General features: G+C 53.3%; 26 protein-coding genes and 1 pseudogene. 1 reads left to right on the top strand and 26 read right to left on the bottom strand.

The window, feature by feature from the left end:
* Nucleotides 1–68: 68 nt before the first annotated feature.
* Nucleotides 69–1,370, bottom strand: a complete 1,302-nt coding sequence (locus ABC395_RS05455) for a transcriptional regulator (protein ID WP_413006685.1) — start codon at nucleotides 1,368–1,370, stop codon at nucleotides 69–71.
* Nucleotides 1,371–1,746: 376 nt separating this feature from the next.
* Nucleotides 1,747–2,049 (bottom strand): YunC family protein, encoded by a 303-nt coding sequence (locus ABC395_RS05450; protein ID WP_413001339.1) that lies wholly within the window; start codon nucleotides 2,047–2,049, stop codon nucleotides 1,747–1,749.
* Between the two features lie 138 nt (nucleotides 2,050–2,187).
* On the opposite strand from ABC395_RS05450, the gene ABC395_RS05445 reads away from it, so the two are divergent.
* Entirely contained in the window at nucleotides 2,188–2,721 is a 534-nt protein-coding gene (locus tag ABC395_RS05445) for a hypothetical protein (protein WP_413001337.1), read from the top strand.
* Between the two features lie 399 nt (nucleotides 2,722–3,120).
* Here ABC395_RS05445 and ABC395_RS05440 read toward each other — a convergent pair whose 3' ends face one another.
* From ABC395_RS05440 to ABC395_RS05325, 24 genes and pseudogenes are all read right to left on the bottom strand, one after another.
* Entirely contained in the window at nucleotides 3,121–5,019 is a 1,899-nt protein-coding gene (locus tag ABC395_RS05440; RefSeq protein ID WP_413001335.1) for a putative bifunctional diguanylate cyclase/phosphodiesterase, read from the bottom strand.
* Nucleotides 5,016–6,506, bottom strand: a complete 1,491-nt coding sequence (locus ABC395_RS05435; RefSeq protein ID WP_413001334.1) for a PAS domain S-box protein — start codon at nucleotides 6,504–6,506, stop codon at nucleotides 5,016–5,018. The genes ABC395_RS05440 and ABC395_RS05435 overlap by 4 nt, the downstream gene beginning before the upstream one ends.
* A gap of 214 nt (nucleotides 6,507–6,720) precedes the next feature.
* On the bottom strand, nucleotides 6,721–7,092 hold the full coding sequence (locus ABC395_RS05430; RefSeq protein WP_413001332.1) for a DUF423 domain-containing protein: 372 nt from the start codon (nucleotides 7,090–7,092) through the stop codon (nucleotides 6,721–6,723).
* A gap of 118 nt (nucleotides 7,093–7,210) precedes the next feature.
* Nucleotides 7,211–7,516, bottom strand: a complete 306-nt coding sequence (locus tag ABC395_RS05425; protein WP_413001330.1) for a hypothetical protein — start codon at nucleotides 7,514–7,516, stop codon at nucleotides 7,211–7,213.
* A 152-nt stretch (nucleotides 7,517–7,668) separates the two neighbouring features.
* Nucleotides 7,669–9,180, bottom strand: coding sequence for a DHA2 family efflux MFS transporter permease subunit (locus ABC395_RS05420; protein ID WP_413001329.1), 1,512 nt, complete (start codon nucleotides 9,178–9,180; stop codon nucleotides 7,669–7,671).
* Nucleotides 9,155–9,625 (bottom strand): MarR family winged helix-turn-helix transcriptional regulator, encoded by a 471-nt coding sequence (locus ABC395_RS05415; RefSeq protein ID WP_413001327.1) that lies wholly within the window; start codon nucleotides 9,623–9,625, stop codon nucleotides 9,155–9,157. Before ABC395_RS05415 ends, ABC395_RS05420 begins: the two co-directional genes overlap by 26 nt.
* A 278-nt stretch (nucleotides 9,626–9,903) precedes the next feature.
* Nucleotides 9,904–10,659: a 2-dehydro-3-deoxy-D-gluconate 5-dehydrogenase KduD gene (gene kduD / locus ABC395_RS05410; protein ID WP_413001326.1), complete on the bottom strand. Its 756-nt coding sequence runs from the start codon at nucleotides 10,657–10,659 to the stop codon at nucleotides 9,904–9,906.
* A gap of 29 nt (nucleotides 10,660–10,688) precedes the next feature.
* The gene (locus ABC395_RS05405) at nucleotides 10,689–11,438 is read right to left on the bottom strand and encodes a DeoR/GlpR family DNA-binding transcription regulator (protein ID WP_103994743.1); all 750 of its coding nucleotides are present in this window, start codon (nucleotides 11,436–11,438) and stop codon (nucleotides 10,689–10,691) included.
* A 38-nt stretch (nucleotides 11,439–11,476) separates the two neighbouring features.
* Nucleotides 11,477–12,307: a 5-dehydro-4-deoxy-D-glucuronate isomerase gene (gene kduI, locus ABC395_RS05400; protein WP_413001324.1), complete on the bottom strand. Its 831-nt coding sequence runs from the start codon at nucleotides 12,305–12,307 to the stop codon at nucleotides 11,477–11,479.
* A 411-nt stretch (nucleotides 12,308–12,718) separates the two neighbouring features.
* Nucleotides 12,719–13,183 carry a phage tail protein gene (locus ABC395_RS05395; RefSeq protein ID WP_413001323.1) on the bottom strand — a complete coding sequence of 155 codons (465 nt, stop codon included), beginning with the start codon at nucleotides 13,181–13,183 and terminating at the stop codon, nucleotides 12,719–12,721.
* Between the two features lie 86 nt (nucleotides 13,184–13,269).
* The gene (locus ABC395_RS05390) at nucleotides 13,270–13,737 is read right to left on the bottom strand and encodes a DoxX family protein (RefSeq protein ID WP_413001321.1); all 468 of its coding nucleotides are present in this window, start codon (nucleotides 13,735–13,737) and stop codon (nucleotides 13,270–13,272) included.
* A gap of 269 nt (nucleotides 13,738–14,006) precedes the next feature.
* On the bottom strand, nucleotides 14,007–14,471 hold the full coding sequence (locus ABC395_RS05385; RefSeq protein WP_413001319.1) for a hypothetical protein: 465 nt from the start codon (nucleotides 14,469–14,471) through the stop codon (nucleotides 14,007–14,009).
* The gene (locus ABC395_RS05380) at nucleotides 14,407–15,423 is read right to left on the bottom strand and encodes a hypothetical protein (protein WP_413001317.1); all 1,017 of its coding nucleotides are present in this window, start codon (nucleotides 15,421–15,423) and stop codon (nucleotides 14,407–14,409) included. Before ABC395_RS05380 ends, ABC395_RS05385 begins: the two co-directional genes overlap by 65 nt.
* A gap of 101 nt (nucleotides 15,424–15,524) precedes the next feature.
* Nucleotides 15,525–15,899, bottom strand: coding sequence for a YybH family protein (locus ABC395_RS05375; RefSeq protein ID WP_413001316.1), 375 nt, complete (start codon nucleotides 15,897–15,899; stop codon nucleotides 15,525–15,527).
* Nucleotides 15,900–15,927: 28 nt separating this feature from the next.
* A complete protein-coding gene (locus tag ABC395_RS05370) occupies nucleotides 15,928–16,593 on the bottom strand; it encodes an HAD family hydrolase (RefSeq protein ID WP_413001314.1) in 666 nt (221 codons plus the stop codon).
* Nucleotides 16,594–16,630: 37 nt separating this feature from the next.
* A complete protein-coding gene (locus ABC395_RS05365) occupies nucleotides 16,631–17,050 on the bottom strand; it encodes a hypothetical protein (protein WP_413001312.1) in 420 nt (139 codons plus the stop codon).
* A gap of 32 nt (nucleotides 17,051–17,082) precedes the next feature.
* Nucleotides 17,083–17,262: a DUF6199 family natural product biosynthesis protein gene (locus tag ABC395_RS05360; RefSeq protein ID WP_487247441.1), complete on the bottom strand. Its 180-nt coding sequence runs from the start codon at nucleotides 17,260–17,262 to the stop codon at nucleotides 17,083–17,085.
* Between the two features lie 121 nt (nucleotides 17,263–17,383).
* Nucleotides 17,384–19,285 (bottom strand): lamin tail domain-containing protein, encoded by a 1,902-nt coding sequence (locus ABC395_RS05355; RefSeq protein WP_413001310.1) that lies wholly within the window; start codon nucleotides 19,283–19,285, stop codon nucleotides 17,384–17,386.
* A gap of 215 nt (nucleotides 19,286–19,500) precedes the next feature.
* Nucleotides 19,501–20,103, bottom strand: a complete 603-nt coding sequence (locus ABC395_RS05350) for a glycerol-3-phosphate responsive antiterminator (protein ID WP_016423882.1) — start codon at nucleotides 20,101–20,103, stop codon at nucleotides 19,501–19,503.
* 145 nt (nucleotides 20,104–20,248) lie between these two features.
* Nucleotides 20,249–21,040, bottom strand: coding sequence for an HAD-IIA family hydrolase (locus ABC395_RS05345; RefSeq protein ID WP_413001308.1), 792 nt, complete (start codon nucleotides 21,038–21,040; stop codon nucleotides 20,249–20,251).
* 55 nt (nucleotides 21,041–21,095) lie between these two features.
* Nucleotides 21,096–21,884, bottom strand: a complete 789-nt coding sequence (locus ABC395_RS05340; RefSeq protein WP_413001307.1) for an MBL fold metallo-hydrolase — start codon at nucleotides 21,882–21,884, stop codon at nucleotides 21,096–21,098.
* A gap of 13 nt (nucleotides 21,885–21,897) precedes the next feature.
* Nucleotides 21,898–22,710: a carbohydrate ABC transporter permease gene (locus ABC395_RS05335; RefSeq protein WP_103994727.1), complete on the bottom strand. Its 813-nt coding sequence runs from the start codon at nucleotides 22,708–22,710 to the stop codon at nucleotides 21,898–21,900.
* A 21-nt stretch (nucleotides 22,711–22,731) separates the two neighbouring features.
* Complete coding sequence (locus tag ABC395_RS05330) at nucleotides 22,732–23,628, bottom strand: carbohydrate ABC transporter permease (RefSeq protein WP_413001305.1); 897 nt, start codon at nucleotides 23,626–23,628, stop codon at nucleotides 22,732–22,734.
* Between the two features lie 152 nt (nucleotides 23,629–23,780).
* Nucleotides 23,781–25,086 (bottom strand): annotated as a pseudogene (locus ABC395_RS05325) (ABC transporter substrate-binding protein).
* Between the last annotated feature and the right edge of the window lie 262 nt (nucleotides 25,087–25,348).

The following is a 25,348-nucleotide window of genomic DNA, read 5'->3' as shown; positions in this document are numbered from 1 at the left end:
TCCCGTACTTGGAGCCAGAACAGCGATTGCCACACTAGACAGCACGAGCAAAACCGATAGTTTTCTTTTCATCCTAATCGCACCTCATTCACTAAATGTTTGAATTCGTTCTTTTCTTCGACAATTGCCAGATGCCTAAATCTTTCAAAAAGCGCCATAGATTGAATAATATTTCTCTCACTATTTATTCTAACAGAAAATTCCAATCCGTGCAGTACAAACTTTATCCCTTCTCTACGATTTCTAGTCAAGTGATAGGCCGCCAAATCGCTCAAAAACCGGGCGTACCGCTCTTTCATAACGGGTTTGTTATATTCGCCAAATTCGGATTGATAGGTTTGATAAGGAAGATGAGAAGAAAAACGCTGCAGAATGCCGTCGATATCATACCCGTAACGATTGGCGGTTTGTACGATTTTACACAGTGCCGTGAAAATATCGTCCTTGCGGGACGCGATGCAGTTTATGTATTCGGGCAGAACCTTGAGATCTCCCGACATGATTCGATACAAGTAGGTGTTCGCCACCGCCCATCCCCTGAACTGCTCGACAATGCGTTTTTCCTCATCCGATTGATTCCGGACCCAGTCCGGTGCCGCGTACAACGAAACGTAATGCAGCGCTTGATCGAACCGGCCCCGCTCCTCGCATACCACGGAACGGATCAAGAGGGCCTGCAGAATGTAATAGCAAAGCGGGCGTTGAGGCCGTTTCATGTGCTCCCCGCCGCGCTCCGAGGACAGTTCCAGCCGATACTGAATGGCGGCAATCCGGTGCATTTCTTTAGCCAGCTCATCGACCTTCTCCCATTCGTAAAGCGTACCGAATACATAGGCCAATTGATTAAGCGCATCCAGCTGGTCCGCCACATCCAGCCGGGCCACATAGCTTTCAAACAAGGTGGCCGCCCGTAAATTAGCCCGCAAATCGTCTCCGAGCGCAAGCGTAAACAACCGGTACTGGCAAAGCGCCAGTCTTTCGGAATGCTGGTATTTCTCGCTCTCGGCGATACACTCGTACAAAAGCACGGCCGCCTCTCTCCTGCCTTCCGCATGAAATTGCTCGGCTGTCTCGAATAACAAAGGAAGATAAGAGAGGTTTTCCAGCATCAGCCGTACGACCCGCAGAAGGCAGTCGAGTTTGCCCAGCTCCGCACAGCGGTGGATAAGCGGCCCCAATCGGCGCCAATCCGGATTGGAGTGAAAAAAACATTCTTCAATGTATAAGTCATAGAAATGGCCTTCGTCAAGCCCCATTCCGGCCGTCATCCGGTCCAGCTGCTGCATGGCGATCGGACGGTTCCCGTGCAGAATAATGCTTAACGTACCGGAGTTGATGCCGGATATTTCCGCAAACTGGTTAATGGTCATCTGCCGGCGATCCAGATAGCTCTTCAATTGACTGCGAATTGACATTGTTTTTGTCCCCAAACCATCACCGCTTCCTGAAAACCACAAATTCCGTACTTGTCCAATTCACGACTCCAAGCTATTAAAATTAAGACACAGGTCAATAAAACAGTAGAAGAACTCACATGAGAGATGTCCGCTGCAAACAGGCAACCGGTTCGCAGGCCTGGTGTGCATTTACAAACTGTTCATTTTTTCCATTACATGGGAATTATACCTCAAATCTTGTGTGGGGACAATTACATGAACGCCGTTTCATAGACCTATTTTTACGCGCAAAAAAAGATGCGGGCACTTGCGCAGCGGCAGTACCCGCACCCGGAGACTTTCCGGTTTCCTACATCATTTTAAGTATGGCGTCACGGCCGGTCATGCCCGCGTAGATCCCCATTTCCTCGGCCGTATGCGTAACGGATTCCAGCGGTGCTTCGAGCAGCTCGCCGATTGTTTTCACACCTGTCGCACGGGCGGCGATAATCTGCCGGTCGCTCAGCCGTTCGTTCAGCAGGGCGACATCAAGTGCTCCGCACATGATATAGCCTTTGTCCGTCGTCACTACGAGCAGCGTCGTTTTGGGCAGCTTTACTTCTATTGCAATGGCCGTATTTCCGTCCAGTTCAACGGGTTCCACTTTCATCATGATCGACACATCTCCTCGCTTCAAAATCATAGGCAGTATATGCCCGGAAAGAAGTTTTGGTGCCGGAAAAACGGTGTGTATCTAAAGACCCATTTCATGCTATAGTAAGAGGACCAGATTCAGCGAGACGGAGGTCTTATGACTACTAACAAGAACCAAACATCCAAACAAGGCCATTTGTTTACCGTTAAAATTTTGATGGAAGAAGAGACGAATGGGCTTGCGCTTCAAAAGCTGCTGCAGGTCTTGAATGACGCGAATTTCAAAGATTTTTCGATCGAGCAGGGGATTGAGCTCGGCAAGCTGATTGAGTTAAACACCGCTCCGATCGCTTCATCTTCCCCACCGTCCGCAGGGGCATCCGCATCGGGGGCTGCGGCGGTATCCGGGAAACAGGCGTCTTCCGCATCCAAAAGCGGCTCGTCCGCGCCTTCCGATGCATCCGCTTCCACTCAGCACCGGCCTCAGGTTCAGGATCAGCTCCGGAAGATGATCAAGGACAATACCCTGATCCGGCTTTCCATCGTTAAAGGGGCCGGCATCCGTCTCAGCCTTCCCTGCCGGGTTCTGAATTTCGACGAGGAATCGGGCAATGTCACCGTCTACCATGTGGATGAGAAGAAGGTTTACCTGTTTAAGCTCAACGAGATCGACAATATGTCTTTACACTAAAAAAGGCCCGGCGCTTACGCGCTCGGGCTTTTCTTCTTTCTGCAGGCGGCGGCGGGACAGCCCCGCGTAAAACGGGTGCCCCTATCGGGCGCCGTGAGCCGCTGTCCCGCATGCGGTTTCTTTCGATCGCGGGGTTGTAGGGTTGGCAGACAACCGGGTCCGGGAATGTTCCGGAACCTTTTCAAGACTTTCCCGGGTCCATTTGTCTGACCGACTGACCGGCTGCTCAGCCGTCTTTCTGATGATAGGCCCGCCCCGTTTCACTCTCGATTCCCGGAGCTGCTGCGGCCAATCTCACCGTTTCCTTACTATGCTTACGAAAGCTTTACCGCTTTAACTTTCATGGCTGCTTCTCCATGTCCGCCGCCTCATCGGCTGCTCCGCACCGTTTCAGCCGGCCTACGCCTCCTTGAGTCTCCCTGCGCTGCAGGTGATCCGGCGCAGCATGGAGCCCATCTTGTCCGGCGTAAGCGGCGGGCTGAACCAGTAGCCCTGAACCTCATGGCACTGATTGCGGTGCAGGAAGGAAAGCTGCTCCTCCGTCTCCACGCCCTCGGCAATCACTTTCAAGTTCAGATGCCGCGTCATGGAAATAATCGTGGCGACGATGGCGGCGTCGCTCGGATCCTCCATGATGTCCCGGACAAAAGAACGGTCGATCTTCAACCGGTCGACCGGAAATCTTTTCAGATACGACAGGGAACTGTAGCCCGTGCCGAAATCGTCGATGCTCACCTGGACGCCGAGCTGCTTCAGCTCCAGAAGCGAAGCGATGGCATGCTCCACGTCCATGGTCATGCTTTCCGTAATCTCCAGCTCCAGAAAGTGGGGCGCCAGCCCCGTATGCTGCAGCACCTGGTCGACCTTCGTCTTCAGGTTGTGCTGGAGAAACTGCCGGGAGGACAAGTTGACGGATACCGGGACTTTCGGAAGGCCGGCATCCTGCCAGGCCTGGTTCTGCTGGCACGCTTCGTGCAGCACCCACTCCGAGATGGGCACGATAAGTCCCGACTGCTCCGCAAACGGGATAAATTCCCCCGGCGGAATAAAACCTTTCTGGGGATGGTTCCAGCGGATAAGGGCCTCCATCCCGATGATCTGACCGCTTTCGATTTCGACCTGAGGCTGATAGTGCAGCACGAATTCGTTGTTTGTAATGGCACGCCTCAAGTCGTTTTCCAATTGAAGCTTTTGGAGCGAGACGGATCTCATTTCGGAGTTGAAGATCTGGATATCGCTTTTTCCGTTCTCCTTGGCCCGGGTCACGGCCATATTCGCATGCTTCATCAGCGTATCCGCATCCTCGCGCTCGCGCGACAGCAGCGATATGCCGATGCTTGCCGTGACATGCAGCTCATACTGCTCCAGCATGAAAGGCTCCTCAAGCACGGTCAGCAGACGGGCGCCGAGCTGCAGAGCCTGCTCGCGCCCTTGAATGCCCGTGTAGAAGAAGGCGAATTCATCGCCTTCCGTCCGGGCGATAAAGTCGTTATCCGAGACGCAGCGGGTGAACCGCTCCGCCACCTGAAGCAGCAGCATATCGCCGTAGTCGTAGCCGAAACAGTCGTTGAACAGCTTAAAGCCGTCGATGTCGACATACATGACCGCGACCCGCTGATGATGGCTCTCCGCCAGATGCAGCGCCTCGGTAAGCTGTTCTTTGTACAGCCGCCGGTTCGGCAAGCCCGTCATATCGTCATAATAGGCCATATGCCGGAACTGCTCGTCGGCTCTCCGCCGCTCCGTAATGTCCTGGAACATGAACAGGAACCGTCTGCTTGCCCCCTGCGTCTCGAGCGGAACGCCCGTAGCGGACAAGTCGATCCGGTAGCCGCTCCGGTGAAGCACCGGGATATCGAACAGCTGCGGCGCGCCTGTCCGTAAATCTCCGTAGCGCTGCCTGAGCGTACCTTGGTGCTCGTCGGACACGTAGGCTCCGAAAGAATGCCCGACCAGTTGCTCGTTCGTCGCCCCGAGAAGCCTCTCCATGGTCCGGCTTACCCGGGTTAATTTGCCTTGCTCATCCGTTACGCTTATCGCGTTCGGGCTGTAATCGAATAAAGTGTCCAGCAATCGGGAGGATTCATCCGCAACCGTCGGAACCACCGGCGGCTTGTTGTCCGATGCCGTAAGTCCTTCCTGCCGGAAAGAAGCGGGGTTGCCGCGCTTGTTAACGGCGTACAGCGCCCCCGCCAGTATGGCAGAAGCCCCCAGGCAGATCCAGACTGCGTAGGCTCTCAGCAGCACACTTCCGATCACGATAACTGCCGCATACCCGCCTAAGAGAACCGGTATCATTTCCGCTTTTCCTCCATTTCGCTGCTTTCTCTGTTTATGGGCAGCCGAACGTACACTGTCGTCCCTTCCCCCGTTACGCTTTCAATCTGAAGGGTACCTTTGTGCTCCTCCACTATTTTGCGGCTGACCATCATGCCCAGCCCGCTGCCCTGATCTTTGGTCGTATAGAAGGGCACTCCGATTTGGTCGATGAGATCCTGCGGTATCCCGCTTCCCTGATCCGCAATGACGAAACAAATCATCTCCTCCGCCTGCTCCTGGAGCCGGATCGTGATAAGTCCTCCGTCCGGCATGGCCTCGATCGCGTTTTTCAATAAATTCACGAACAACTGCTTCAGCTGATTCTCGGCACCCATCATGCTTGACAGGCCGCCGTCCACCTCAGTCACGAATTCGACGTTCTTGAGAATGGCCTGCGCTTCAAGGAGCGCCAGTACATGCCGGATCACAAGCTCCGGGTTCAACCAGGCGAATTCGGACGCTTTCGGCTTGGCGAGCAGGAGCAGTTCCGAAAGGATGAGATCGATCCGGTTCAGCTCGGACATCATGATCTCGTAGTATTCCTGCTTCCCCTCCGCTCCGGACTGCAGAAACTGGGTAAACCCTTTCAGAGCCGTCAGCGGATTCCGGATTTCATGGGCGACACCGGCGGCAAGCTGGCCTACGGCGGACAGCTTCTCGGACGTTCTCAGCCGTTCTTCCGTTTCCCTGCGCCTCGTGACGTCCTTGGCGATCGCGTAAATTCCTTCGACGCGGCTGCCTACCTGAATCGGAAGCGTATTGACCTCCACGGTAATCCAGCTTCCGTCCTTGCGCGAGACGTTGAATTCGCCTGTCCGTGAACTGCCGCTTCTGGCCGCTTTGAATAGCTCGGCCGCCGTGTCCAGATCTCCCGGAAAAATAAACCTCTCGCAGGAATGCCCCGCCAGTTCGCCCGTCTCGTATCCCGTAACCTGCCTCAGCGTGGAATTAATGTTGACAATATGTCCCTTCATATCCAGAATGCAGACGATGTCGGGATTATACTCGAAAAGCGGCCCAAGCTCCTGGCGGCTCCGCTCCAGCTTTTCCTCCATAGCCTTCCGGCCCGTCAAATCCTGCAGCTGCACATAATAGACGAAGGAACCGTCCGTATCGGGAAGAAGAGACACGTTCAGCATCGCCCAGACCCAGTGCCCGTCTTTGTGCCGGAACCGCTTCTCCATCTGCAGTCTTTTGGCTGCGGCCAGCTCCCTCCACCGGCTTACCCAGTCTTCCGTGCCGACCGCCGCGTATACGATATCGTCCTTGTTCATCCCGAGTAGCTCCCGGCGCGTATAGCCCAGCATCCGGCTGAGCACTTCGTTCACTTCGAGAATATCTCCCTGCTGATTCACCACCGCCATCCCGACCAGGGCCTCTTTGAACGCGTAAGCAAACACGGGAATCATAGCAGGTGCGATAAAGCCCGATTCATTATCCTCATCTGGACTGAATGACTTATACATCCGGTGTTCCTTTCAACCAAAAGGATTTGGGTTGCTGACCGGGACGGGAAAATGCTCCTGTTAATCCGCCCTCAATCGACATTTTCGTCTTCCGTCAAGCACTTTATCGACAGGCAAACGTGCAAATGGTAACAACTTCTACGCACTAGGTAAATTTTCCTGCTATTATTTAAGTCCCTTACAAAAAAGAAAAGAGCCGGAATAAATCCGGCCCTTATTTCATAGCGGCAATCGCGAGCAAAACCCAGCCTGTCAGGAAGGCAACCCCGCCAAACGGCGTAATGGCCCCTAACACTTTGATTCCGGACAAACTCATCACATAGAGGCTTCCGGAAAACAAAATAATTCCGATCACGATCGCCCAGCCCGAGGCATTGACCAGGGACTGGTTCTGCGTCAGATGATTCGCGGCAAGACCGATCACGATAAGACCGACCGCATGAATCATATGATACTGCACGCCGGTCTGGTAGACGGCAAGCATATCCGCACTGATTTTCGTTTTCAGCATATGAGCGCCGAAAGCACCCAGCGCCACCGCTAAAAACATATTGATACTTCCCAGCATCATGAATAAACGCATCATGTCTCCATTCTCCTTTGTAAGCAAAGTCGTCTCTCCCATGATAGCCGATTATCCGCTGAGAATCCAATCAGAATACGGTTTTCAGCCGCTGTGCCGGCTCTGCCCGAAGCCTCGCCGGTTACTCCGTTTCACCCACATCGTGCTGACCGATGATGAGCACCTGGGGCTCCAGGTAGGCACGGGTCGTAAACGGATGCTGAAGCATGTCCACTTCGATGTCGACCACTTTAAAGCGAGCCGATTCGATGCCTTCCCTCTTGTCGTACACGACTTCGAATTTCTTCAGTCCGAGCGAATGCGTAACGACCGAAGCGCCTACCGTCAGCGCGGCCCCTTCGATTTCCCCGTGTACAAAAAGCTGCTCCGTCAGCGCTTCGTTGTTCATATCGACGATTTTAACCATTTGACAAATGCTGCATTTCATTTAAAAAAATCCCCTCTCTCTGCAAAGCCTGCATGGTTCCAAAATTCGACAACATTCAGGAAGATTCCTTCCTGGAGCATGCCGTTGCAAAGTAAAAAAAATCGCCCCGAAGCAGCCATGCGGGCGGCATCCGGGACGATATCCGTCTTCTCTTATTTTGACGAAACCGTGACGGCTTCGGCATCTTTATTATCGATCACGACACTCTCGTGCTTGATCTCGACATGCGGCTTCACCTTACGGATAAAGAAGGCCATGATGAGAGCGGCCACCGTCATCCACGTCGCCACGACGAAGGAATAGTTGATGCCGTAGATCGCGGACTGCTGGGCGATTTCCGCCATTTTGACCTTGTCGGCGGGATTAATGCCGCCCGCGGCTAGGAGCTCCGCTCCGTGGGATTTGGACGCATTGGTCATAATGGACACAAGCAGAGCGGTTCCGATGGCGCCGGCCACGTTCCGGAGCGTCTGCGACATAGCGGAGCCGTGCGCGTTCAGACGCTGCGGCAGCTGGTTCATCCCCGCCGTCTGGATCGGCATCATCAGCATCGACATGCCGAAGCTGCGGATCGTGTAGAGCACAATAAGCGTGGTATACGTCGTCTCGATGGTAAGCTTGCTGAATTCGTAAGTCGTTACGGCCGTAATCAGCAGGCCGACGACCGAAAGCCAGCGGGCTCCGACTTTATCGAAGATAATCCCCGTAATCGGAGACATGATACCCATCAGGATCGCGCCCGGGAGAAGCAGAAGTCCGGATTCGAAAGGCGTAAATCCGCGGATATTTTGCAGATAAAGCGGGAGAAGAATCATCCCGGAAAACATCGCCATCGTAATAATGACGTTAATGACGGTGGTAAGGGAATACATATTGAATTTGAAAACACGGAATTCCAGAATCGGCTTCTCGGTCACCAGCTCGCGCCAGATGAACAGGATCAGGGAAACGGCTCCGACAGCCAGGCAGATCACGACAATCGTGCTGTCCCATCCGTCTTTACCGGCGTCGCTGAAGCCGTACAAGAGTCCGCCGAAACCGAGGGTCGAAAGAATGACGCCGAGAACGTCAAGACGCGGCTTGGATGTGCGCGTGACGTTTTTAAGCGATACGGCACCGAAGATCAGAGCGAACAGGGAAAGCGGGATAATGATGTAGAACAGGGCGCGCCAGCTGTAATGTTCCATAATCCAGCCGGACAGCGTCGGGCCGATCGCCGGGGCGAAAATCATCGCGACACCCATCATGCCCATCGCTTTGCCGCGCTCCTCTACGGGGAAGATCGTCAGGAAGACGATCGACATCAGCGGCATAAGCACGCCGGCGCCCGCCGCCTGGACAAGTCGGCCGGTCAGCAGCAGCTCGAACCCGGGGGCGAATCCGCTTATGACCGTGCCCAGCGTAAACAAGCCGACCGCGGCGATAAACAGCTTTCGCGTCGTAAACCGTTCGATCAGAAAGGCACTGATCGGGACGAGAACACCGCTGACCAGCATATAACCGTTGGACAGCCACTGGATGGTGTTCTCGTTTACTTTAAGATCCTTCATCATGCCCGGCAGAGCGACGTTGAGGAAGGTCTGGCTGAGGAGCGCGACGAACGCTCCGATCAGCAGGGAGGCCACAATGGGGCCCCGCTTAAATTTGGGTGCTTCTGTGCTCATGGGTTTCTTCATCTCTCACTTTCTGTAAAATGTCTAAGATTTGTGTATTGATACGCTCCAGCTGCCGCTGATCCTCTTCGGATACCGAAGCGAGAATATACAATCGGTCCATGTGGTCCCGTTCGACCAGGTTCCACTGTTCCAGCCCTTTCTCCGTCAGCTTGAGCGTCACGGACCGGCGGTCCGTCTCCGAACGCTCCCGGGAAACGAGCCCCGCTTTGACCAGACGGTCCACAATCCCGCTCGTCGTGCTGGTCCCCAGCAAAATATGCTCGCTCAGTTCCCCCAATCCGATACGGGGATGCTCCTTCAAATTTTTCAGGGTGAGCAGTTGGACCGGCGTCAAGCCATACAGCTGGGCCGCTTTCATCAAGACTTGGAAAAAAGCATGATTAACTTCCCGGTACGATTGAAATATCCGGTGACTGCGTTCCTGTTTTTCCAATGCGGATTCCTTCCCTTCTTTACTATTCGCCTCCAAATATTTTGCATACGAAATATTATAGGGTTTAAAAAGTTTCTAGTCAATCATATTCCTATAAACTTCACAAGTCTTTTAGGAGTCCTTTTTTCCCTGTGCTGATTAAATTTGCCTGCTCAACGCAAAAAAACCCTTGCCGGATTACACGAGAAGGATGTTCTCATTGTAACCCGGAAGGGCTTTGCTTTATGCAGGAGAGTTCGGTCCTGTCCGATGAAGCGGAAATAACGGGCGGGACGGCATTAACGGACCATCCAGCCCCCGTCGACGCACAGAACGTGTCCGTTCATGTAATCCGAGGCACGGGAGGCGAGCAGCACGGCCGGTCCCATCAGATCCTCGGACGTGCCCCAGCGCGCAGCCGGAATCCGTTCGAGAATCTGCTTGCTGCGGACCGGATCGTCGCGCAGCGCTTCGGTGTTGTCCGTGCTCATGTAGCCTGGAGCGATGGCGTTGACCTGGATGCCCTTGGAGGCCCACTCGTTCGCCAGAGCTTTGGTCAGGCCGGCAACGGCATGTTTGCTGGATGTGTAGCCGGGCACGTTGATGCCCCCCTGAAACGACAGCATGGAAGCCACGTTGATGATTTTGCCGGAACCTTGGGCAATCATATGGCGGCCGGCAAGCTGGCAGAGCATGAACACGGAGTTCAGGTTCACGTCCAGCACATCCTGCCAGTCCTGGTAGTCATGCTCGGCGGCCGGCTTGCGCCGGATGATGCCCGCGTTGTTGACCAGAATGTCGAGTCCGCCCAAGCCTTCGAGGGCTTGGCCGATCACGCCGGGCAGCAGGCTGCGGTCGGACACATCCGCCTGGATGGTGACCGCGCGGCGGCCGAAGCTCTCCACCCGGGCCTTGACGTCGTCCGCGGGCGTCCGGTTCGTCACCAGCGCCACGTCCGCTCCCGCCTCGGCGAGGCCGATCGCGATAGCGGCCCCGAGACCGCGTCCCGCCCCGGTTACGACGGCTTTTTTGCCGGACAAATCAAATAAGTTCATTCTGTACACCTTCCTTAGCCTAACGGTTATTAGAGGGGTGCCTGCAAAATGTTGACGGCTTCCCCGTATTTGCTCAGCGTTTCGGAACCGATGCCGCTGTCCGTGATCACATAGTCGATCTCGTCAAGTCCGGCAAACGTAATCAAGGCGCCTTTGCCGAATTTCTTGTGATCGGCGACGCAGTAAATCGTTTTCGCGCATTCCATGTAGACACGCTTGAGCCTTGTCAGTTCTTCCGTAAAAATGGTCAGCCCGTAATCCGGATGAATGCCGGTGGCGGACAGAAACAGCTTATGCACGTTGAGCTTCTTCACCCAATCCGGATCGGTGCCGACGAGCAGGTTATGATGCCGGTATCCGCCCGGAACGACAAGCCGGATCTGATCCTTGGCCGTCAGCTCGCGGATAATGAGCAGATCGTTGGTCAGAACCGTGAGCGGCATGTTCTTCACTTTGCGGGCGATCTCCAGTGTCGTACTCCCGGCGTCGAGCGCGATAATGTCGTGCGGTTCGATGAAAGTCAGCGCGTACTCGGCGATGGCGGACTTTTCACGGACGTGCTTGATATTCGGAATCTGCGGCAGCAGGCTCTCTTCGTCCGGCAAGGGGACGGCGCCCCCGTGGGTCCGCTTCAGAAGCCCTTTCTCCTCCAGCTTTTCGAGATCCTCGCGGATCGTCTTTTCCGTCACCTGAAATTTATCGCTAAGCTCGGAAACCTTGACGCTTTTCCGGCTTTCCAGTTCTTCCAGAATGGTACGATGGCGCTCAGCAGCCAGCATGAATAATTCCTCCTTGCCTGTAAAACAGGTTCATGCTTCTACTTTAACTCGTTCATAGGCACCATATCCATATCTTTAAAGGTATAATTTTCACCGGCCATAGCCCAGATGAACGAATAGTTGCTTGTTCCCGCTCCGGAATGGATGGACCAGCTCGGCGAAATGACGCCCTGTTCATTGGAAACGACGAGGTGACGCGTCTCCGAAGGTTCGCCCATCATATGGAATACGCGCGCGTCTTCCTTCAGATCGAAGTAGAGGTAAGCTTCCATTCTGCGGTCATGAATATGAGCCGGCATCGTGTTCCAGACGCTTCCCGTTTTGAGCTGGGTAACGCCCATCATCAGCTGGCAGCTTTGAATGCCGTCGGCATGAATGTACTGGTTCAGAATCCGCTCGTTGGACGTTTCCAGGGAACCGAGGTGGTTCGGATTCGCTTCCTTGATCGAAATTTTTCTCGTCGGAATTTCCGCATGAGCGAGAGCCGAACAGAAATAAACGCGTGCCGGATTCGCAGCATCCTTACTGGCGATCGTCACTTTCTTGTTCCCTTTGCCCACATACAGCGCGTCCAGACGGCCCAGCTCAAAGCTTTCTCCGTCCGCCGTGATGACCGCGTCTCCGCCGATGTTCAGGAAACCGACTTCGCGGCGCTCCAGGAAGTATTCTGTTTTAAGCGTGTCGGCCGCTTCAAGTTCCAGCGTTTCCTTGACGGGAACCGCGCCTCCGATGACCATGCGGTCATAATGGGTGTAGACCATCGAAATGCGTTCTTCCTGAAACAGGTTTTCGATCAAAAAGTCTTTTCTCATGCGTTCGGTCGTAAAGGTTTTAAAATCAGCCGGGTTTGTCGTGTGACGAATTTCCATATGGGTCAACCTCCTATAAGGTACGTTTATGTTCATTTATGTTCGTTTTTAGCTTATCACAACGGTAGTGAACATAAAAGAACTTTTTTATTAGGGATTCCAGATTCTTTTTCATAGATTCGGGCGGCCGCCGCCATCTTTCTATTAATCTCGCATATAGTGATCTCAGAAAGGAGGAATGAGTTCCCAACCCGCACAACGGACCCCGCCGGCCCTGCCCCTCCTCTTCAAATAAAAAAAGCGGCCGCCTTCCGAAAGATGAAGGCGGCCGCTTTTCCTATGGCTGGGAACGGGAGTCCGGTTCAGTCCCGAACAGACCCGAACCCCGGAATCGTTCCAATTTTTTCGATGGGCAGCGTGCAGGCTTCGTCGTGTTCGGGCAACGATTCCTCCACTTGCATTTTGCTTCCCTTAATATTCCCCTTTGATTACAAAAAACGAGCCCCGAATCGTTCCGGCCAATGCGGACTTTTGTCTGGCAAACTTAAACTTCCCTTCTAACTCCTGCGGTACCTCCATCCCCTCCGAAAGCTTAAATCCGACGGCCCGTTTCTTGGGGTTATCGACCGTATACATAACATTGAGCGCAAGTCCGTCTTCATAAAAGACATAAGTAAATTGAATATTTTCCACTTGAAAACGCGACGTTTCCAAAGGTTTGGCCGCAAACTCGATATCACGTTCTTCCTTCAAAATACGGTTCACATAATCCAGGTTCTCCTGACTTTCGCCGGCGGGTACAACCGTAAACTCATGCTTGTATTTGTTCATAAAATAACGGGCTTCATTCGCACGTAATCCGGCAAGCGCTTCCGCAACAGGTGAAGACTCTAGACCGGCCGTGGACACATTTTTAAAATCAACGATAGACGACATTTTCATCTCTCCTCTTATCTTTTGGTTTCCTTAAAATGAGGGCACCGAACGCAGCCTCTCCAATTCATTCGTTTTGCAGCCGTATCCTACTGGTTGTACGATGGGGCAGCCGATAATTTTACCGCTCCCCTGTACATTTTACGGCTATCCGGACGCAATGCCCAGGAGGCAATAGTCAGTGCGGCATAAAAAAGCGGAAGAATAAGATTAAACCCGCTATCCCCATAATCGCCGGCAAACGCATGTGATAAAGCCGCGCTCGTCATTAGGAAGAAAATGCCGGCGTAAGCCCATTCTTTAAGCCGGGGAAAACCCGGCACGATAATAGCGATGACTCCGAGTAACTTCCAAGTCCCGAGAATGTGCGTAACGTATAGCGGGAATCCGATACCGGTCACCAAGTCTGCATTACCTCCCAATCGCATTAGCTGCCCGATACCGCTTAACGTAATGGATATTGCGAGCAGTAAGGTCACGGTCCAATAAGCGATCGTATTTCCGCGGGGCCGGGTTTCTGCTTTCGCAGTTATTTCCGTACGGATGATCGTGCTCATTTTGTTTCCTCCTTATACGTGTTATAAGCGAAACATATTCAAGTTTCAATCTTGTTATTGACTGGCTTTTAATTAGACACCGTTTGGTGTCACTTTGAATTATAGGACACCATTCGGTGTCGTGTCAACCGTATTTTTAAGTCTGCATGAAAACTGCCGACCGGCTATGTGCGGTAATACTTTATGCCTCTGCGGCTCTTCGAATTAATGCAAAAAAGCTCCGGCACGATAATGCCGAAGTTTTTTTGCGATCTGAGCTAGAGCCTTTTTTACAATTCATCTTCAGTGTCAGCACTCTCCGTTATTTCCCGGGATATGAACTGCATGAACTTCGTGAAATACCTTTCGGATGCTTCCCACCGTGTGGGGTTTAAATAAGAAATGTTCTCGCGGCCGTACTGGTCAGGAGGCTGATAATGCCGGGAAACATATTGTTCACTGCCTAAAGTATAAAAATAGAAGGCTCCGTCCGGAGTCTGAATTTCAACTCGGGCATCCAGTTTGTCCCCATCCTCGTCCGTATGCGCCTGCCGAAAACGATAATACTTGGAGCCATCCCAGAAGCCGTCGTTTTCCTCTCCTGCCGGGTCCAATGCCTGAATCGCAGGATGCTGCAAAATTCCCTCCAAGTAACGCCTGTCAACGCCCGGCAAATACAACTCGGCTGCATTAACGCAGGTTAGCAGCATGATCCAGTAGTCGATAATATCCGACAACTGCTCCTGCGGGCTCATCGGTAATGTCCTCCCACTCCGCTCCTTCATCCGCCGTTTTTCTTTGCAGACTGACGGCATGGTCTTCTTCAAGATAAATAAAATAGTGGTTATCTTCATCCCTTATGTAAATACCAGGGTTCAGTTTGTCGTTCTCCGCATCCACATATTCCCGGTTAACTCTAAAGTAGACATCTTGTTCCTCAAAATCAAAATAGTGCTTGTCATCCGGCATCAAAACTGACCGGGTCAGTTTCATGATGTTGTCTTCATTGAGCGTGTTATCGGTAACGTATAGCTGAACAGGTTTTTTTCTCTGAAGAGCCTCATTCAAACTTTTTAGCGCGGAACGGCCTTCTTTAAGAACAGAAATAAGCATGCCGAAAGAAAAACCTATCTCATCGTCATCTTCATCCTCTATATCCAGAAAAATATCGTCGACGAGCACTTCCCGAATGTCCACGGGAAGCTCCTGACAAACGCCCTCTCCGTTCCAGGCGTTTACTGTACATGCGGCCCATTGTTGTCCGCCCGTCTTGAACCGGTATTCGTCATCTTCGATTAACACCGTTGCATGCAGATTACCTTTAACAATAGTTTCTCCATGATTGTAGGAGCCGCACAAAATTTCTTCGACTGCCAGATTTCCCTCGATATAGATTTCCTGACCGCCCACCGCCATATTTTTGGCTGTCACATCCCCTATCACCATAAGCCCTATAGCGCCATCCGTATCTTCATTGTAAAGGTTGCCCACGGTAAGATTGCCTTCAATGAAAATAAGAATCGTTTCTTGCTGCTGCGGAAACGGCTTCTCCCAATCCAGGTCGAGAGAAGACAAGGTTAGATCCCCGTTATGATAAGCCGCAATATGATCTTCGTTAAAATCTTGATGGTGTCTTGCCCACCAGGAGTTCTCGGGAAACTTGTCTTTTAGTTGACTAAGGGGTACGAATTGAAATGAGCTGCTCATCGTTTCTCTCCTTCGGATTCCAATCCCTATATTGTAAGCATAACCCTGGTTACTCGCGTTGCGGACCGCCTCCAGTAAACTCAGCCTTGATCCGTCTCCCGTTAAACCTGAACGCTCCCGCTCAGATGCTCATGCACAAGCTTCCACTCGCCCTCGACGTCCTTGACGAACACATTCGTACCGCGTCCGCTGCCCGAAACGAATTTCCCTTTGTGATAGCCTTCCCAAACATACGTGTAAATGCAGGCAGCCGACTGCGGCCCTTCCGCAATCCACTGCACATCACGGACCGCATACACCTCTTCGCGAATGAGGTCCCATGCGTTCTCGAAGTACGCACGGATCTGCTCCGGCGTGGTGCAGCTCCTGTCCGTGAACCAGTAGACGGCCTGCGGATGAAGAAGTTTTCCGACTTCTAGGAAGTCGTGCATGTTCGTAGCGGCTATGTAAGCTTCCAGTGCTTTTTGACAGGTCATGATGATTTTTCCCTTCTATATATGTTTCTTAGCGCTCTGCGGTTGTTCCGGCTTGCTTCACAAGCTCCGCAAGTTCCTGGACATTCCTCAACACATCGTCGGGCTCCGGAGAAAACCGCGCCGTTTGAACGGTCTCGAACCAATGAGCTCCGATCGTCGTCAATCCGGCCGACTTCCCGGCCTTAATATCCGCGCTGCTGTCTCCGACGAAGATCGCGTCCTCCTTGGATATCCCCAGCTTTTTCAGCGCCGCAAAAATCCCCTCGGGGTCCGGTTTAGGCCGTTCCACCTCGTCACCCGATACGGTGAAGCAGAAATACCTCTCAATGCCCAGCTTGTTCAAGCTTACATCGAGGGATCTTCTACTTTTGCCCGTTATGATGACCATCCGGACTCCTTGCCCGCTTAAATCCTCCAGCATGTGGACGATATCCCCGGGCATGCTTACTCTTTCATGAAAATGATTTTCATAAAAAGCATAGTAATCCGCTATGGCCGCTTCCGCTTTGGATGTGTCCGAGACATTCCGCCGGATGATGTCATCCTCGGTCGGCCCGAACTTGGCCGTAATCTGTTCGTCGGACAGCGTTTCGTTTTCGTACGTTTCAAAAACGGCCCGGAAAGCGTCGAAAGAAAGCGGCAGCGTATCCGCCAGCGTGCCGTCGAAATCGAAAAGTACCGCCTGAATCGGCATAGGTGGGTCCTCCTTTTTTATACAACAACAGAGTAGGTCAAGAATTCAGCATATGCCTGCTGTGCAGCATCAGGTTGGTCAAGCCTCCGAGAAGTGTGCCGAGCACAACGCTCACAAGATTGATCCCCGTCGTAATGAACCAAAGTATTCCGGCTCCCAAGTCACCTTCCGCGGTCGAAAAAAACAGTCTTCCGATGAAAAGAAACAACAAGGAGCCCAGCGGGCTAAGCACAAGAAGAAAAGCCAACGCGGCCCAATATTTCGTCCGGAACCATGCAAGAACCGGAAGCGCGTACACAATCGTCAGGACAGCCACGGCGAGATCTGGGCTCGCAACTACCGCAGAGTACTTATAGGCACTCACAAAAAGCAGCTCTCCGCCCGCTCCGTGAAGGACACTCAAAAGCAGGGTCAACAAGAGCGTACCGAAAAACGTGCTGTTCCACTTTTTTATCATGATCTCATCCCTCGTTTAAACGAATTCACCGCTCACAGCAGACTGACTGCAATACCGGCTATTCCAATAAGCAGAAAAATTCCTCCGCCGATCCTTGTGGAGAACAGATACAGATCCGACGGCTCCGTTCCGTCGTTCGATTTCCAGCTTTCCTTGACGGCCCAGACGGCCCCCGGCGCGAGCAGCATCAAGAGACCGACCGCAATCAGCACGATATAGATGAAGATAGCGTTCTCACCCTTCCCACCTCATTTCCTTTATCTTACATCCCTCCGCCTTTTCCCGCAAAATAAAAAAACCGCCCGCTTCCCGAGAAGCGGACGGTCCGGCTATTTACATCTGGTCCCACTGGTTCCAGTTGATTTTGAGAACGCGGTCCATGATGTACGTCGTCGTGTACCGGTATTTGTTCGCGCCGGATTCGAACAGGACGAACAGGTCGCCGCCCACCGGCACGATGCCCTCGGTCATCGGTACGGCGGTCAGCTTGCTGTTCGTGGCCTTGGCGGACTGCCCGTCGAGGAACCAGACGGGCACGCTTGTCCCGCCCACGGTTCCCGTGGCGTGGGCCGGCTCCTGCAGCGGGTTGTTGTAGCGGTACAGCGTGCTGTCGTTGCCGCGTCCGTAGGATTGGCTGAGCACGACGGAGTTCTGCATAAACGCGATGCCCTGGATCTTCTCCGTTATGGATAAGAGATAGTCCGGCACGGCCGGGGTACCGGCGCTGCCGTTCCACTTGTCCGAACGGATCGTATCCGTGACCGGGTCGAGCCGGTATCCCGCGGTCCAGGCGTAATGCTGCACGCCGTCGCGGTTCACGAGCTTGTGGCTCGGATCGGTCGGGTAGCTCTTCGCTTCGTAGAACTCGCCCACCCAAAGAACGCCGTCGGCGAACGTGTTGAACGCCGCGTCCACAGGTACCGGCACGGAGCCGATGAAGGAGACTTCGCCGTTGTTCTGGGCGCCGGTCACATCGCTCAGACGGAGCTGGTGCAGCGCGCCTTCGGAGGCGATCCACACGTGATCCCGGCTGACCGCCACGCCTCCGGCATGCCCGGTGTACGGAGTGCCGTCACTGTTGTACAGCACGATGGACTTGACGTACTGGTTCGTCGAAGCGTCCGTGACAGTCAAAGTCGCGGGGCGGCCGTCTTCCAGATACGCCACGGTGAGCAGCCAGTTGTTGGCCTGGTAATACGCCATCCCCTGCGGGACGAGATCCTGTTTCAGTCCCGGAACGACCGGACCGTCGGAGCTGATGTTCCACAGGCTCTGGTACTTGGCGTCCTTCGGATTGACGGCTCTTTCTTCCTGCGTGATCAGCTGGTGGGAAGGCGTAACCGTTACGGACGTTTTGGCCGACTCGTTCTCGGACAGATCGACGGCACTGATCTGGAACGTATACGGCTTGTTTCCGATCAGGGAGAACGCCGTGAACTCACGCTGGGAAGCGGGAACCGTATAGAGCAGCGCTCCGTTCTGGTAGATGTTGTACTGGAACACGTCTCCCTCCGGGTTCGCCGACCACGCGAGCTTCGCGCTGCCGCCGCCCGCCGCAGCCGTAACCCCGGCCGGTGCCTGGGGAGCCTGATTGTCCTGCTTCGGACGGGCCGGGGCTTGTCCGGCGAGAAGTCTGCCCGGCGTCGGTGCCTGCAGACCGGCGATCTTCTGCATCGCCGTACCGCCTGCCGCCGGGTAGCGGTAGGTGATCGTCTTGCCTTCGGCCACATCGTCGGCCGTGTACGAAGCCTTGACCGCTTCCGCGCCCGCCGGGTCCAGAATCGTGACGGTCTGCGTACCGCTGTTCGTCAGGCCGCCGACATTTTCAATGATGTGAAGCTTGCTGTCCGGCACATACTTGCTTGCGTAGGAAAGGGAATAATAGCTGTTGAACGCCTCTTTGCCAAGCGGAGCGATTTCGGCTCTCCGTGTCCAGACCACGCCGGTCTCCCAAGGTCCCAGCTTGTAGGACTGGGCGATTTGAGCGTTCCAGCTTCCCGCCTTGAACCGGTAGCCCTGCAGGTCGACCTGTACGGCGCTGTTGTTGTACACCTCGATGTACTCGAAAGCGTCGTAGCTCGCGAAATTGGTCGTGTCCGGCACCAATTCCGTAATGAGCAGCTTCGGAACGGCCGCAGCCTGAACGGACTGAGCCGGCGAAACCGGAAGAAACGGAGCCGCCGCCAGGGCCAGAGTCAAGACACCGGCCATCTTGTTGCGTAAACTTTTGCGCATTCTTCATCCTCCTAGGCATATCGTTTATATGAAAAACGGCCGAATAAAAGCGGATCGTGTTATCAAAGCCATCCACAAGTATTCAACCGTTATTTCCCAAAGGAGACGCATCGTTCCTAATACGCGGAAACCATACCAAAACATCTATAGAAATCCCTTGAATATCCTAACGCATCCGGCGCCGCACATCTAATGAAGAAATTGTTAAGACGGGCCTAGCGGTTTTCATCCTGCCAGCGCCACAATTCCTTGCTGGAGGTCGAAATACCGATAACCCCGCTGCCGAGAGCGGCATTAAAGTCTTCCAGATCGGTCATCAGACCGCCGGCAATGACCGGCACATCCACTTCGGCCCGGATCCGTTTCATAATCCGCGAGCAGACCATTCCCGGAAGAACCTCGATCGCGTCAGGCTGGGAGCTTTTAGTCATTTTAATGCCGTTATCCAGCGATACCGAGTCGAATACGAACAGCCGCTGTACGGTAATCAGGCCGTATTTCTTCCCTTCGGCGATAATGTTGTTCTTCGTCGTGACAATCCCGTCGATGCCGATTTTCTCCGCCATATAGGCGACTCCCGCCTTGTCTTTGCCGATTCCTTCAATCAGGTCGAAATGGACGAAAGACAGTTTCCCGGCTTCGCGGATTTTTTCCACAATGCCTTCGATCATAAAAATGTCCGATTTCAATATAAAAACGATATTGGAGGAGGTCTGCAAAATGCCCGGCAGCTCCTCCGCATTCATCAGGCTTGTAATCACGGGTTTCTTTTTCAGGCAATAAGCCACTCTCTGTGCACGTTCTGTCGTCTCTTTCATCCTCATCACCTCATCGTTGATTAAACATTCTCCAGGTCTCCGGTCCAATCAAACGTTCAGTCCCATCAATCCCTTGGTGCAAGTAACCATGCCGTATTTCCCGGCGCCTCAAAGCCGCACTTGTGTTTGTGTATCCAGCGGTTTGCTACTGGGAAGAACAGCCTTGTTTCATAATGGCGTGAACGGAAGGCAGCACGTAGGTCGGCTTAAACTCGGCCGATGCGACGTCTTCTTCGCTCGTAATGCCCGTGAGGACAAGCGCGGTGCTCATTCCCGCCTCGGCTCCCATCCGGATGTCCGTCTCCAGACGGTCTCCGGTCATCAGGCAGTCCTTCGCTTCCACCTGCAAAATATCGAGCGCGGTCAGTGCCGTCATGACGGAAGGCTTGCCCATAATCAGGGTGACCTTTTTGCCGGTGGTGCCTTCGATGGCCCCGATCATCCCTCCGCAGTCGGGAACGTCTCCGCCCGGCATCGGGCACGTTCTGTCAGGATGGGTAGCGATGGCTTCCGCACCATGCTTGATCGCCTGGTAAGCGAAGTCCAGGTGGTTGTAGTGAAAATCGCGGTCCCAGGAAATGACGACCACACCGGTCTCCTCCGGCGTGTCCGCGAACCGGATGCCGTTTTCCAGAAATTCTTCTTTTAGAATCGGCTCACCGATGACGTATACCTTCTGGCCCGGATAGTGATTCTGCAAATAATGGATCGTGACGAGCGCGGGATTCAGCATCTGTTCCATGCCGATTTTCACGCCGAATTTGTCCAGCTTTTTAACGTAATTTTCACGGGATTCGATTGTCTTGTTTGTCAAAAACAGAAGCTTCTTTCCTCTGGACTGCAGATGATGGATCGTTTCCACCGCTCCTTCGATCGCATGATCGCCCAGGTAAATCGTTCCGTCCAAATCAAATATATAGCCCGCATAATGATCCACCTCTTCACTCCCTTTCTCTCACATAGGCTCTCACGTAACCTGCCGAAACGCCCTGTTACTCGGGTGCTTCACTTTTTCCATTTAAAATTGCGCCGGTTAAAGGGATTCTTTCCAGCTCCCGGCCCAACGATATTTTGGAAGAAACCTCCGCCGGAATTTCCTTCAACAGTTCTTCGTAAGGTTCGTCGTCGGTCAGGTGCACGAGTATGCCCCGGCCGATTTTGCCCCAGTCATAGTAACCGGCAATTTCGCGCAAGGTGCTGTGCATTGCCAGACTTCTCTCCGCCGTCGTCGATTCATGGACAAGCAGATCGATCCGGACCATATCCCGAATGAGCGGGTTTGGCGTCGTATCCGTCGAATAAACGAATACCGTTCCGCTGTGCTCCACCTTGATCCCGACGGCGGCAACGCCATGCCTGCTCGGAAAAACCGTCAGGGCTGTCTCGTTTTCTTGCCATAAAAGCGCAGGCTTCTCCCACTGGAACGTCCGGACCGAAATCTCGAAAGCCACGGGCCATTTCGTCAGCCTCATCAGCTCCAGCCAGTTTTGGAGCCATTCTTTCTCCGACTCGTCGCAGTAAATTTCCAGCGGATCTTCACGGCCGTCGATCCACATCCCCCAGAGCAGGGAAGGCAGACCGTAAATATGATCGATATGAACATGTGTAAAGACGACCCGCTTGATTTCGTGCGTTGTAAGCCCGAGTGTTTTCAGCTTCCCGAGCGGGTTGCCCCCGATATCTATGAGGGTGCTCCCGCCCGTATCGCGCAAAAGCAGATACGTATTGTCTCTGTCTCTGCCCGAGGAGGCGCACGCCGTTCCCATTAAAATCAGTTCCATGTCTGCGCGCCCCCTACTTGATGCCGGAATGCATAAAGCTGTCGACGAATTGTCTCTGGAACACGAAGAACGCGATAAGCAGAGGCAGGATAACCATCAGCGTCGCCGCCGTGACCGTTCCCCACTGGGCACCGGTTTCGAACGACTGGGCGAAAATCGCAATCCCCACGGTAAGCGGACGGGATTCGACGGAGTTCGTAACGACGAGCGGCCACATGAAGTTGCTCCAGTGGGTGCTCACGGAAATAAGGCCGAACGCAATGTAAGTCGGTTTGGCGGCGGGCAGGTACACGTACCAGAGCGTCTGCCACCATTTGCAGCCGTCCATGCGTGCCGCTTCGTCCAGATCGAGCGGAATCTGCTTGAACGTCTGGCGCAGCTGGAACACTCCGAACGAGGAAGCCCAGTACGGCAGCATGATCGCCAGCTTCGTGTCGACAAGGTTCAGCTCTTTCATGATCGTATAGTTCGGATAGATCAGAATGTCCGGCGGAATCATGATCTGCGTCAGGAAGATGATGAACAGAATACCCGAGCCGACAAAATTCAACCGGGCAAACGCATAGGCAGCCAAAGTGACCGTAAAGAGCTGAACGGCCAGGATGCCGACGACAATGACGATCGTATTCCAGTAATACTGGAGGAACGGAATCGTTTTCCACGCGTTGATGTAGTTTATAAAGGTCGGATTTTCAATCGCAAACGGATTGGCACGCGTAATGATTTCTTCCGAAGGCGTGAAGGAAGTGAACACCGTCCATACCAGCGGGATCAGGAAGGCGATGGCAAGCAGTATAACAATCGTCCGGTTGATGACTTGATGCATAAAGGGTGCCTCTCCTTTCTCCTAGTAATGGATTTTTTTATCGAGGTAAGCGTAGTTGAAAATGGATACGGCAAGCAGAATGACGAGCAGGATGACCGTCAGCACGGAAGCTTTGCCCATGTCCCAGAAGCTGAACGCCGTTTCGTAAATGTGATAGAGCAGCAGGTTGCTCCCGTTGTCCGGGCCGCCCTTGGTCATAATGTACAGATGGTCCACCAGTTTGAAGGAATTCGTCACCGCGATGATAAAAACGAACGTCGTGGTAGGCATCAGCAGCGGAAACGTAATTTTGCGGAACACCTGAAAAGGACTCGCGCCTTCCATCTTGGCGGCTTCATACACTTCCTTAGGCAGACTTTGCAGCCCCGCCAGGTAAAAAATCATGAAGTACCCGGCTTCCTTCCAGATGACCATAAACATCATGGCGTACATAACCCACTCGGGACTGCCGAGCCAGTTGGGACTGTCGATGCCGAATACACCGAGGAATTTGTCCAGAAGCCCGTAATCCGGCGTATAGATGAACAGCCAGACGTTGGCGATGGCAATCATCGGAATGATAGTCGGGTAGAAAAAGGCGGCACGGAGTAGCCCGTTGCCCTTCAGCTTGTTATTCACCCAGATGGCCATGTAGATGGCGAGAAAAATACTCGTCGGAACCGTGCCGACCGCCAGCAGAATGTTGTTCTTAATGACTTTGCGGAACACTTCATCCTGCAGGACGGATTTATACTGATCGAGCCCGACAAACGTGCTGCTTTCGAAGCTGGAGCTGTAGAAACTGAGATAGATCGACTTGAGCGTCGGGTAAAACGTGAACAAGGCCAGGAAAATCAGAGAAGGCAGAAGGAGCGCATACGCAAACGCATTCTCTTTCCAGTTGAATTTGCTCTTGATGGTTGCTGTTCGTTGAGCCAATCAAATCACCCGTTTCTTCACATGGAGAGGTTGGTCGAAAACGACAGGAAGCCGCAGGTCGCATCAGGCGATCCCGCAGAGAAAGAAGGATTCCTTAACGCAACTGCGGCTTCTCATCGTCTCTAGCCGAACATGTTTTAAGTTAGGTACTGCTATTTAAAATTTTTCAGAATGCCGTCGGCCGCTTCCTGCGATTTCTGCAGGGCTTCTTTCGCCGTCATCTTGCCGAGCAGCGCCGCCTGAATATTGTCGTTGAACAGCTTCGTTATCTGTCCGTTCTGGTAGGTCGAAAGTTCGCTGTCCGCGTGTTCCAGCTGATCTCTGGCTACTTTGGCCTGCGGGAACGATTCGATGTACTTTTTCAGCTGATCGGTTTCGTAAGCGGCTTTCGTCGTGCCGACATATCCGGTGTCGATCGACCACTGGGCCACACGCTCCGGCTTCGTCAGGAATTCGATGAATTTGACGGCCGCTTTTTTGCGCTCTTCCGGGATATTTTTGAACACGTACAGGTTGCCGCCTCCGGTCGGAGAACCGAACTGCTTGTTGGCCGGCAGGAAAGCGACGCCGAAGTTGAATTTCGCATCGGTTTTGACTTTCGTCAGGTTGCCGGTCGTATGGAACATCATGGCCGTTTTGCCGCTGATGAAATCGGAAGGCACGGTCGCCCACTCGATCGCCCCGTTAGGCATCACTTTATCCTTCTGCCCGAGATCCATATAGAATTGAAGGGCTTCTTCGACGTGCGGCTTGTTGAAAAATACCTGTTTGCCGTCGTTCGACATTATGTTGTCGCCGGACTGCAATGAGAGCGCTTGCAGCATCCAGTATTGATAGCCGGTGCTCGGGATTTCGATCCCCCACTGGGATACTTTGCCGGAAGCGTCTTTTTTGGTCAGCTTGGCCGCAGCCTCGCGGAGTCTCGGTCCAGTTTGCAGGTGCTTTTTCCGGGTCCAGCCCCGCTTCCTTGAACATATCCTTGTTGTAGTAAAGCACGATCGTGCTGCGCTGGAACGGAACGCTCCAAACAGTATCGCCGGATTTGGTATTACCGAGGAACGCTTCATAGAAGTCTCCGAAGTATTCCTTCGGGAAGCGTGGTGTCAGGTCCTCGATGGCTTTCATCGAAAGCAGCGTGTACAGATCCGTCGAAAGCAGAACGGCCATATCCGGGGAGTTATTTCCCTGCACCGCCGTAGCGACCTTAGTCATCGTATCCTGGTAACTGCCGCCGTAAACCGGCTTGATTTTGATCGTCGGATTTTCTTTCTCGAAATCCTGGGCAAGCCCGTCGATAATTTTGGTAATCGGTCCGCCTACGGCAACCGGGAAGTAGAATTGAAGCTCGACGGGTTTGCCGCTGTCGCCCCCGGCACCTTTGTTGTCCGTGGACGCCGTGCTTCCGCCGCCTCCTCCGCAAGCTGAAAGGAGCATCGTGAGCGCGATCATAAGAACCATTAGTTTTTTCAAGAACGTTCCCCCCTGAAATTCGTAAAGTGTGTAAGTCTGTGCTGGTTGTGTGCTCTTTCCCTTTTCATGAAAACGCATTCATTTGTTTGCGGTATCCCGGGTGTGATCGCTCCTTTCTATAAATAGGCATAAGAAAAAGAAGCCTCCAGCATAAAAACACCTCCGAAAAGGAGTATGCGTGAAGGCTTCTCATCATCTCTAGCCATCGTTGGATCAGGTGTGATATTTGTCTCCATCTTACACGGAAGCG

The sequence above is a fragment of the Paenibacillus canaveralius genome (assembly GCF_047238265.1).
GTDB lineage: Bacteria > Bacillota > Bacilli > Paenibacillales > NBRC-103111 > Paenibacillus_F.
This window is presented reverse-complemented; position numbering and strand designations above follow the sequence as displayed.

What these genes read in the sequence shown, in the direction of transcription:
- ABC395_RS05455 (WP_413006685.1), bottom strand. Translation starts at nt 1,370, where the DNA reads ATGACCATTAACCAGTTTGCGGAAATATCCGGCATCAACTCCGGTACG.
- ABC395_RS05450 (WP_413001339.1), bottom strand. Translation starts at nt 2,049, where the DNA reads ATGATGAAAGTGGAACCCGTTGAACTGGACGGAAATACGGCCATTGCA.
- ABC395_RS05445 (WP_413001337.1), top strand. Translation starts at nt 2,188, where the DNA reads ATGACTACTAACAAGAACCAAACATCCAAACAAGGCCATTTGTTTACC.
- ABC395_RS05440 (WP_413001335.1), bottom strand. Translation starts at nt 5,019, where the DNA reads ATGATACCGGTTCTCTTAGGCGGGTATGCGGCAGTTATCGTGATCGGA.
- ABC395_RS05435 (WP_413001334.1), bottom strand. Translation starts at nt 6,506, where the DNA reads ATGTATAAGTCATTCAGTCCAGATGAGGATAATGAATCGGGCTTTATC.
- ABC395_RS05430 (WP_413001332.1), bottom strand. Translation starts at nt 7,092, where the DNA reads ATGATGCGTTTATTCATGATGCTGGGAAGTATCAATATGTTTTTAGCG.
- ABC395_RS05425 (WP_413001330.1), bottom strand. Translation starts at nt 7,516, where the DNA reads ATGAAATGCAGCATTTGTCAAATGGTTAAAATCGTCGATATGAACAAC.
- ABC395_RS05420 (WP_413001329.1), bottom strand. Translation starts at nt 9,180, where the DNA reads ATGAGCACAGAAGCACCCAAATTTAAGCGGGGCCCCATTGTGGCCTCC.
- kduD (WP_413001326.1), bottom strand. Translation starts at nt 10,659, where the DNA reads ATGAACTTATTTGATTTGTCCGGCAAAAAAGCCGTCGTAACCGGGGCG.
- ABC395_RS05405 (WP_103994743.1), bottom strand. Translation starts at nt 11,438, where the DNA reads ATGCTGGCTGCTGAGCGCCATCGTACCATTCTGGAAGAACTGGAAAGC.
- kduI (WP_413001324.1), bottom strand. Translation starts at nt 12,307, where the DNA reads ATGGAAATTCGTCACACGACAAACCCGGCTGATTTTAAAACCTTTACG.
- ABC395_RS05395 (WP_413001323.1), bottom strand. Translation starts at nt 13,183, where the DNA reads ATGTCGTCTATCGTTGATTTTAAAAATGTGTCCACGGCCGGTCTAGAG.
- ABC395_RS05390 (WP_413001321.1), bottom strand. Translation starts at nt 13,737, where the DNA reads ATGAGCACGATCATCCGTACGGAAATAACTGCGAAAGCAGAAACCCGG.
- ABC395_RS05385 (WP_413001319.1), bottom strand. Translation starts at nt 14,471, where the DNA reads ATGAGCCCGCAGGAGCAGTTGTCGGATATTATCGACTACTGGATCATG.
- ABC395_RS05380 (WP_413001317.1), bottom strand. Translation starts at nt 15,423, where the DNA reads ATGAGCAGCTCATTTCAATTCGTACCCCTTAGTCAACTAAAAGACAAG.
- ABC395_RS05375 (WP_413001316.1), bottom strand. Translation starts at nt 15,899, where the DNA reads ATGACCTGTCAAAAAGCACTGGAAGCTTACATAGCCGCTACGAACATG.
- ABC395_RS05370 (WP_413001314.1), bottom strand. Translation starts at nt 16,593, where the DNA reads ATGCCGATTCAGGCGGTACTTTTCGATTTCGACGGCACGCTGGCGGAT.
- ABC395_RS05365 (WP_413001312.1), bottom strand. Translation starts at nt 17,050, where the DNA reads ATGATAAAAAAGTGGAACAGCACGTTTTTCGGTACGCTCTTGTTGACC.
- ABC395_RS05355 (WP_413001310.1), bottom strand. Translation starts at nt 19,285, where the DNA reads ATGCGCAAAAGTTTACGCAACAAGATGGCCGGTGTCTTGACTCTGGCC.
- ABC395_RS05350 (WP_016423882.1), bottom strand. Translation starts at nt 20,103, where the DNA reads ATGAAAGAGACGACAGAACGTGCACAGAGAGTGGCTTATTGCCTGAAA.
- ABC395_RS05340 (WP_413001307.1), bottom strand. Translation starts at nt 21,884, where the DNA reads ATGGAACTGATTTTAATGGGAACGGCGTGCGCCTCCTCGGGCAGAGAC.
- ABC395_RS05335 (WP_103994727.1), bottom strand. Translation starts at nt 22,710, where the DNA reads ATGCATCAAGTCATCAACCGGACGATTGTTATACTGCTTGCCATCGCC.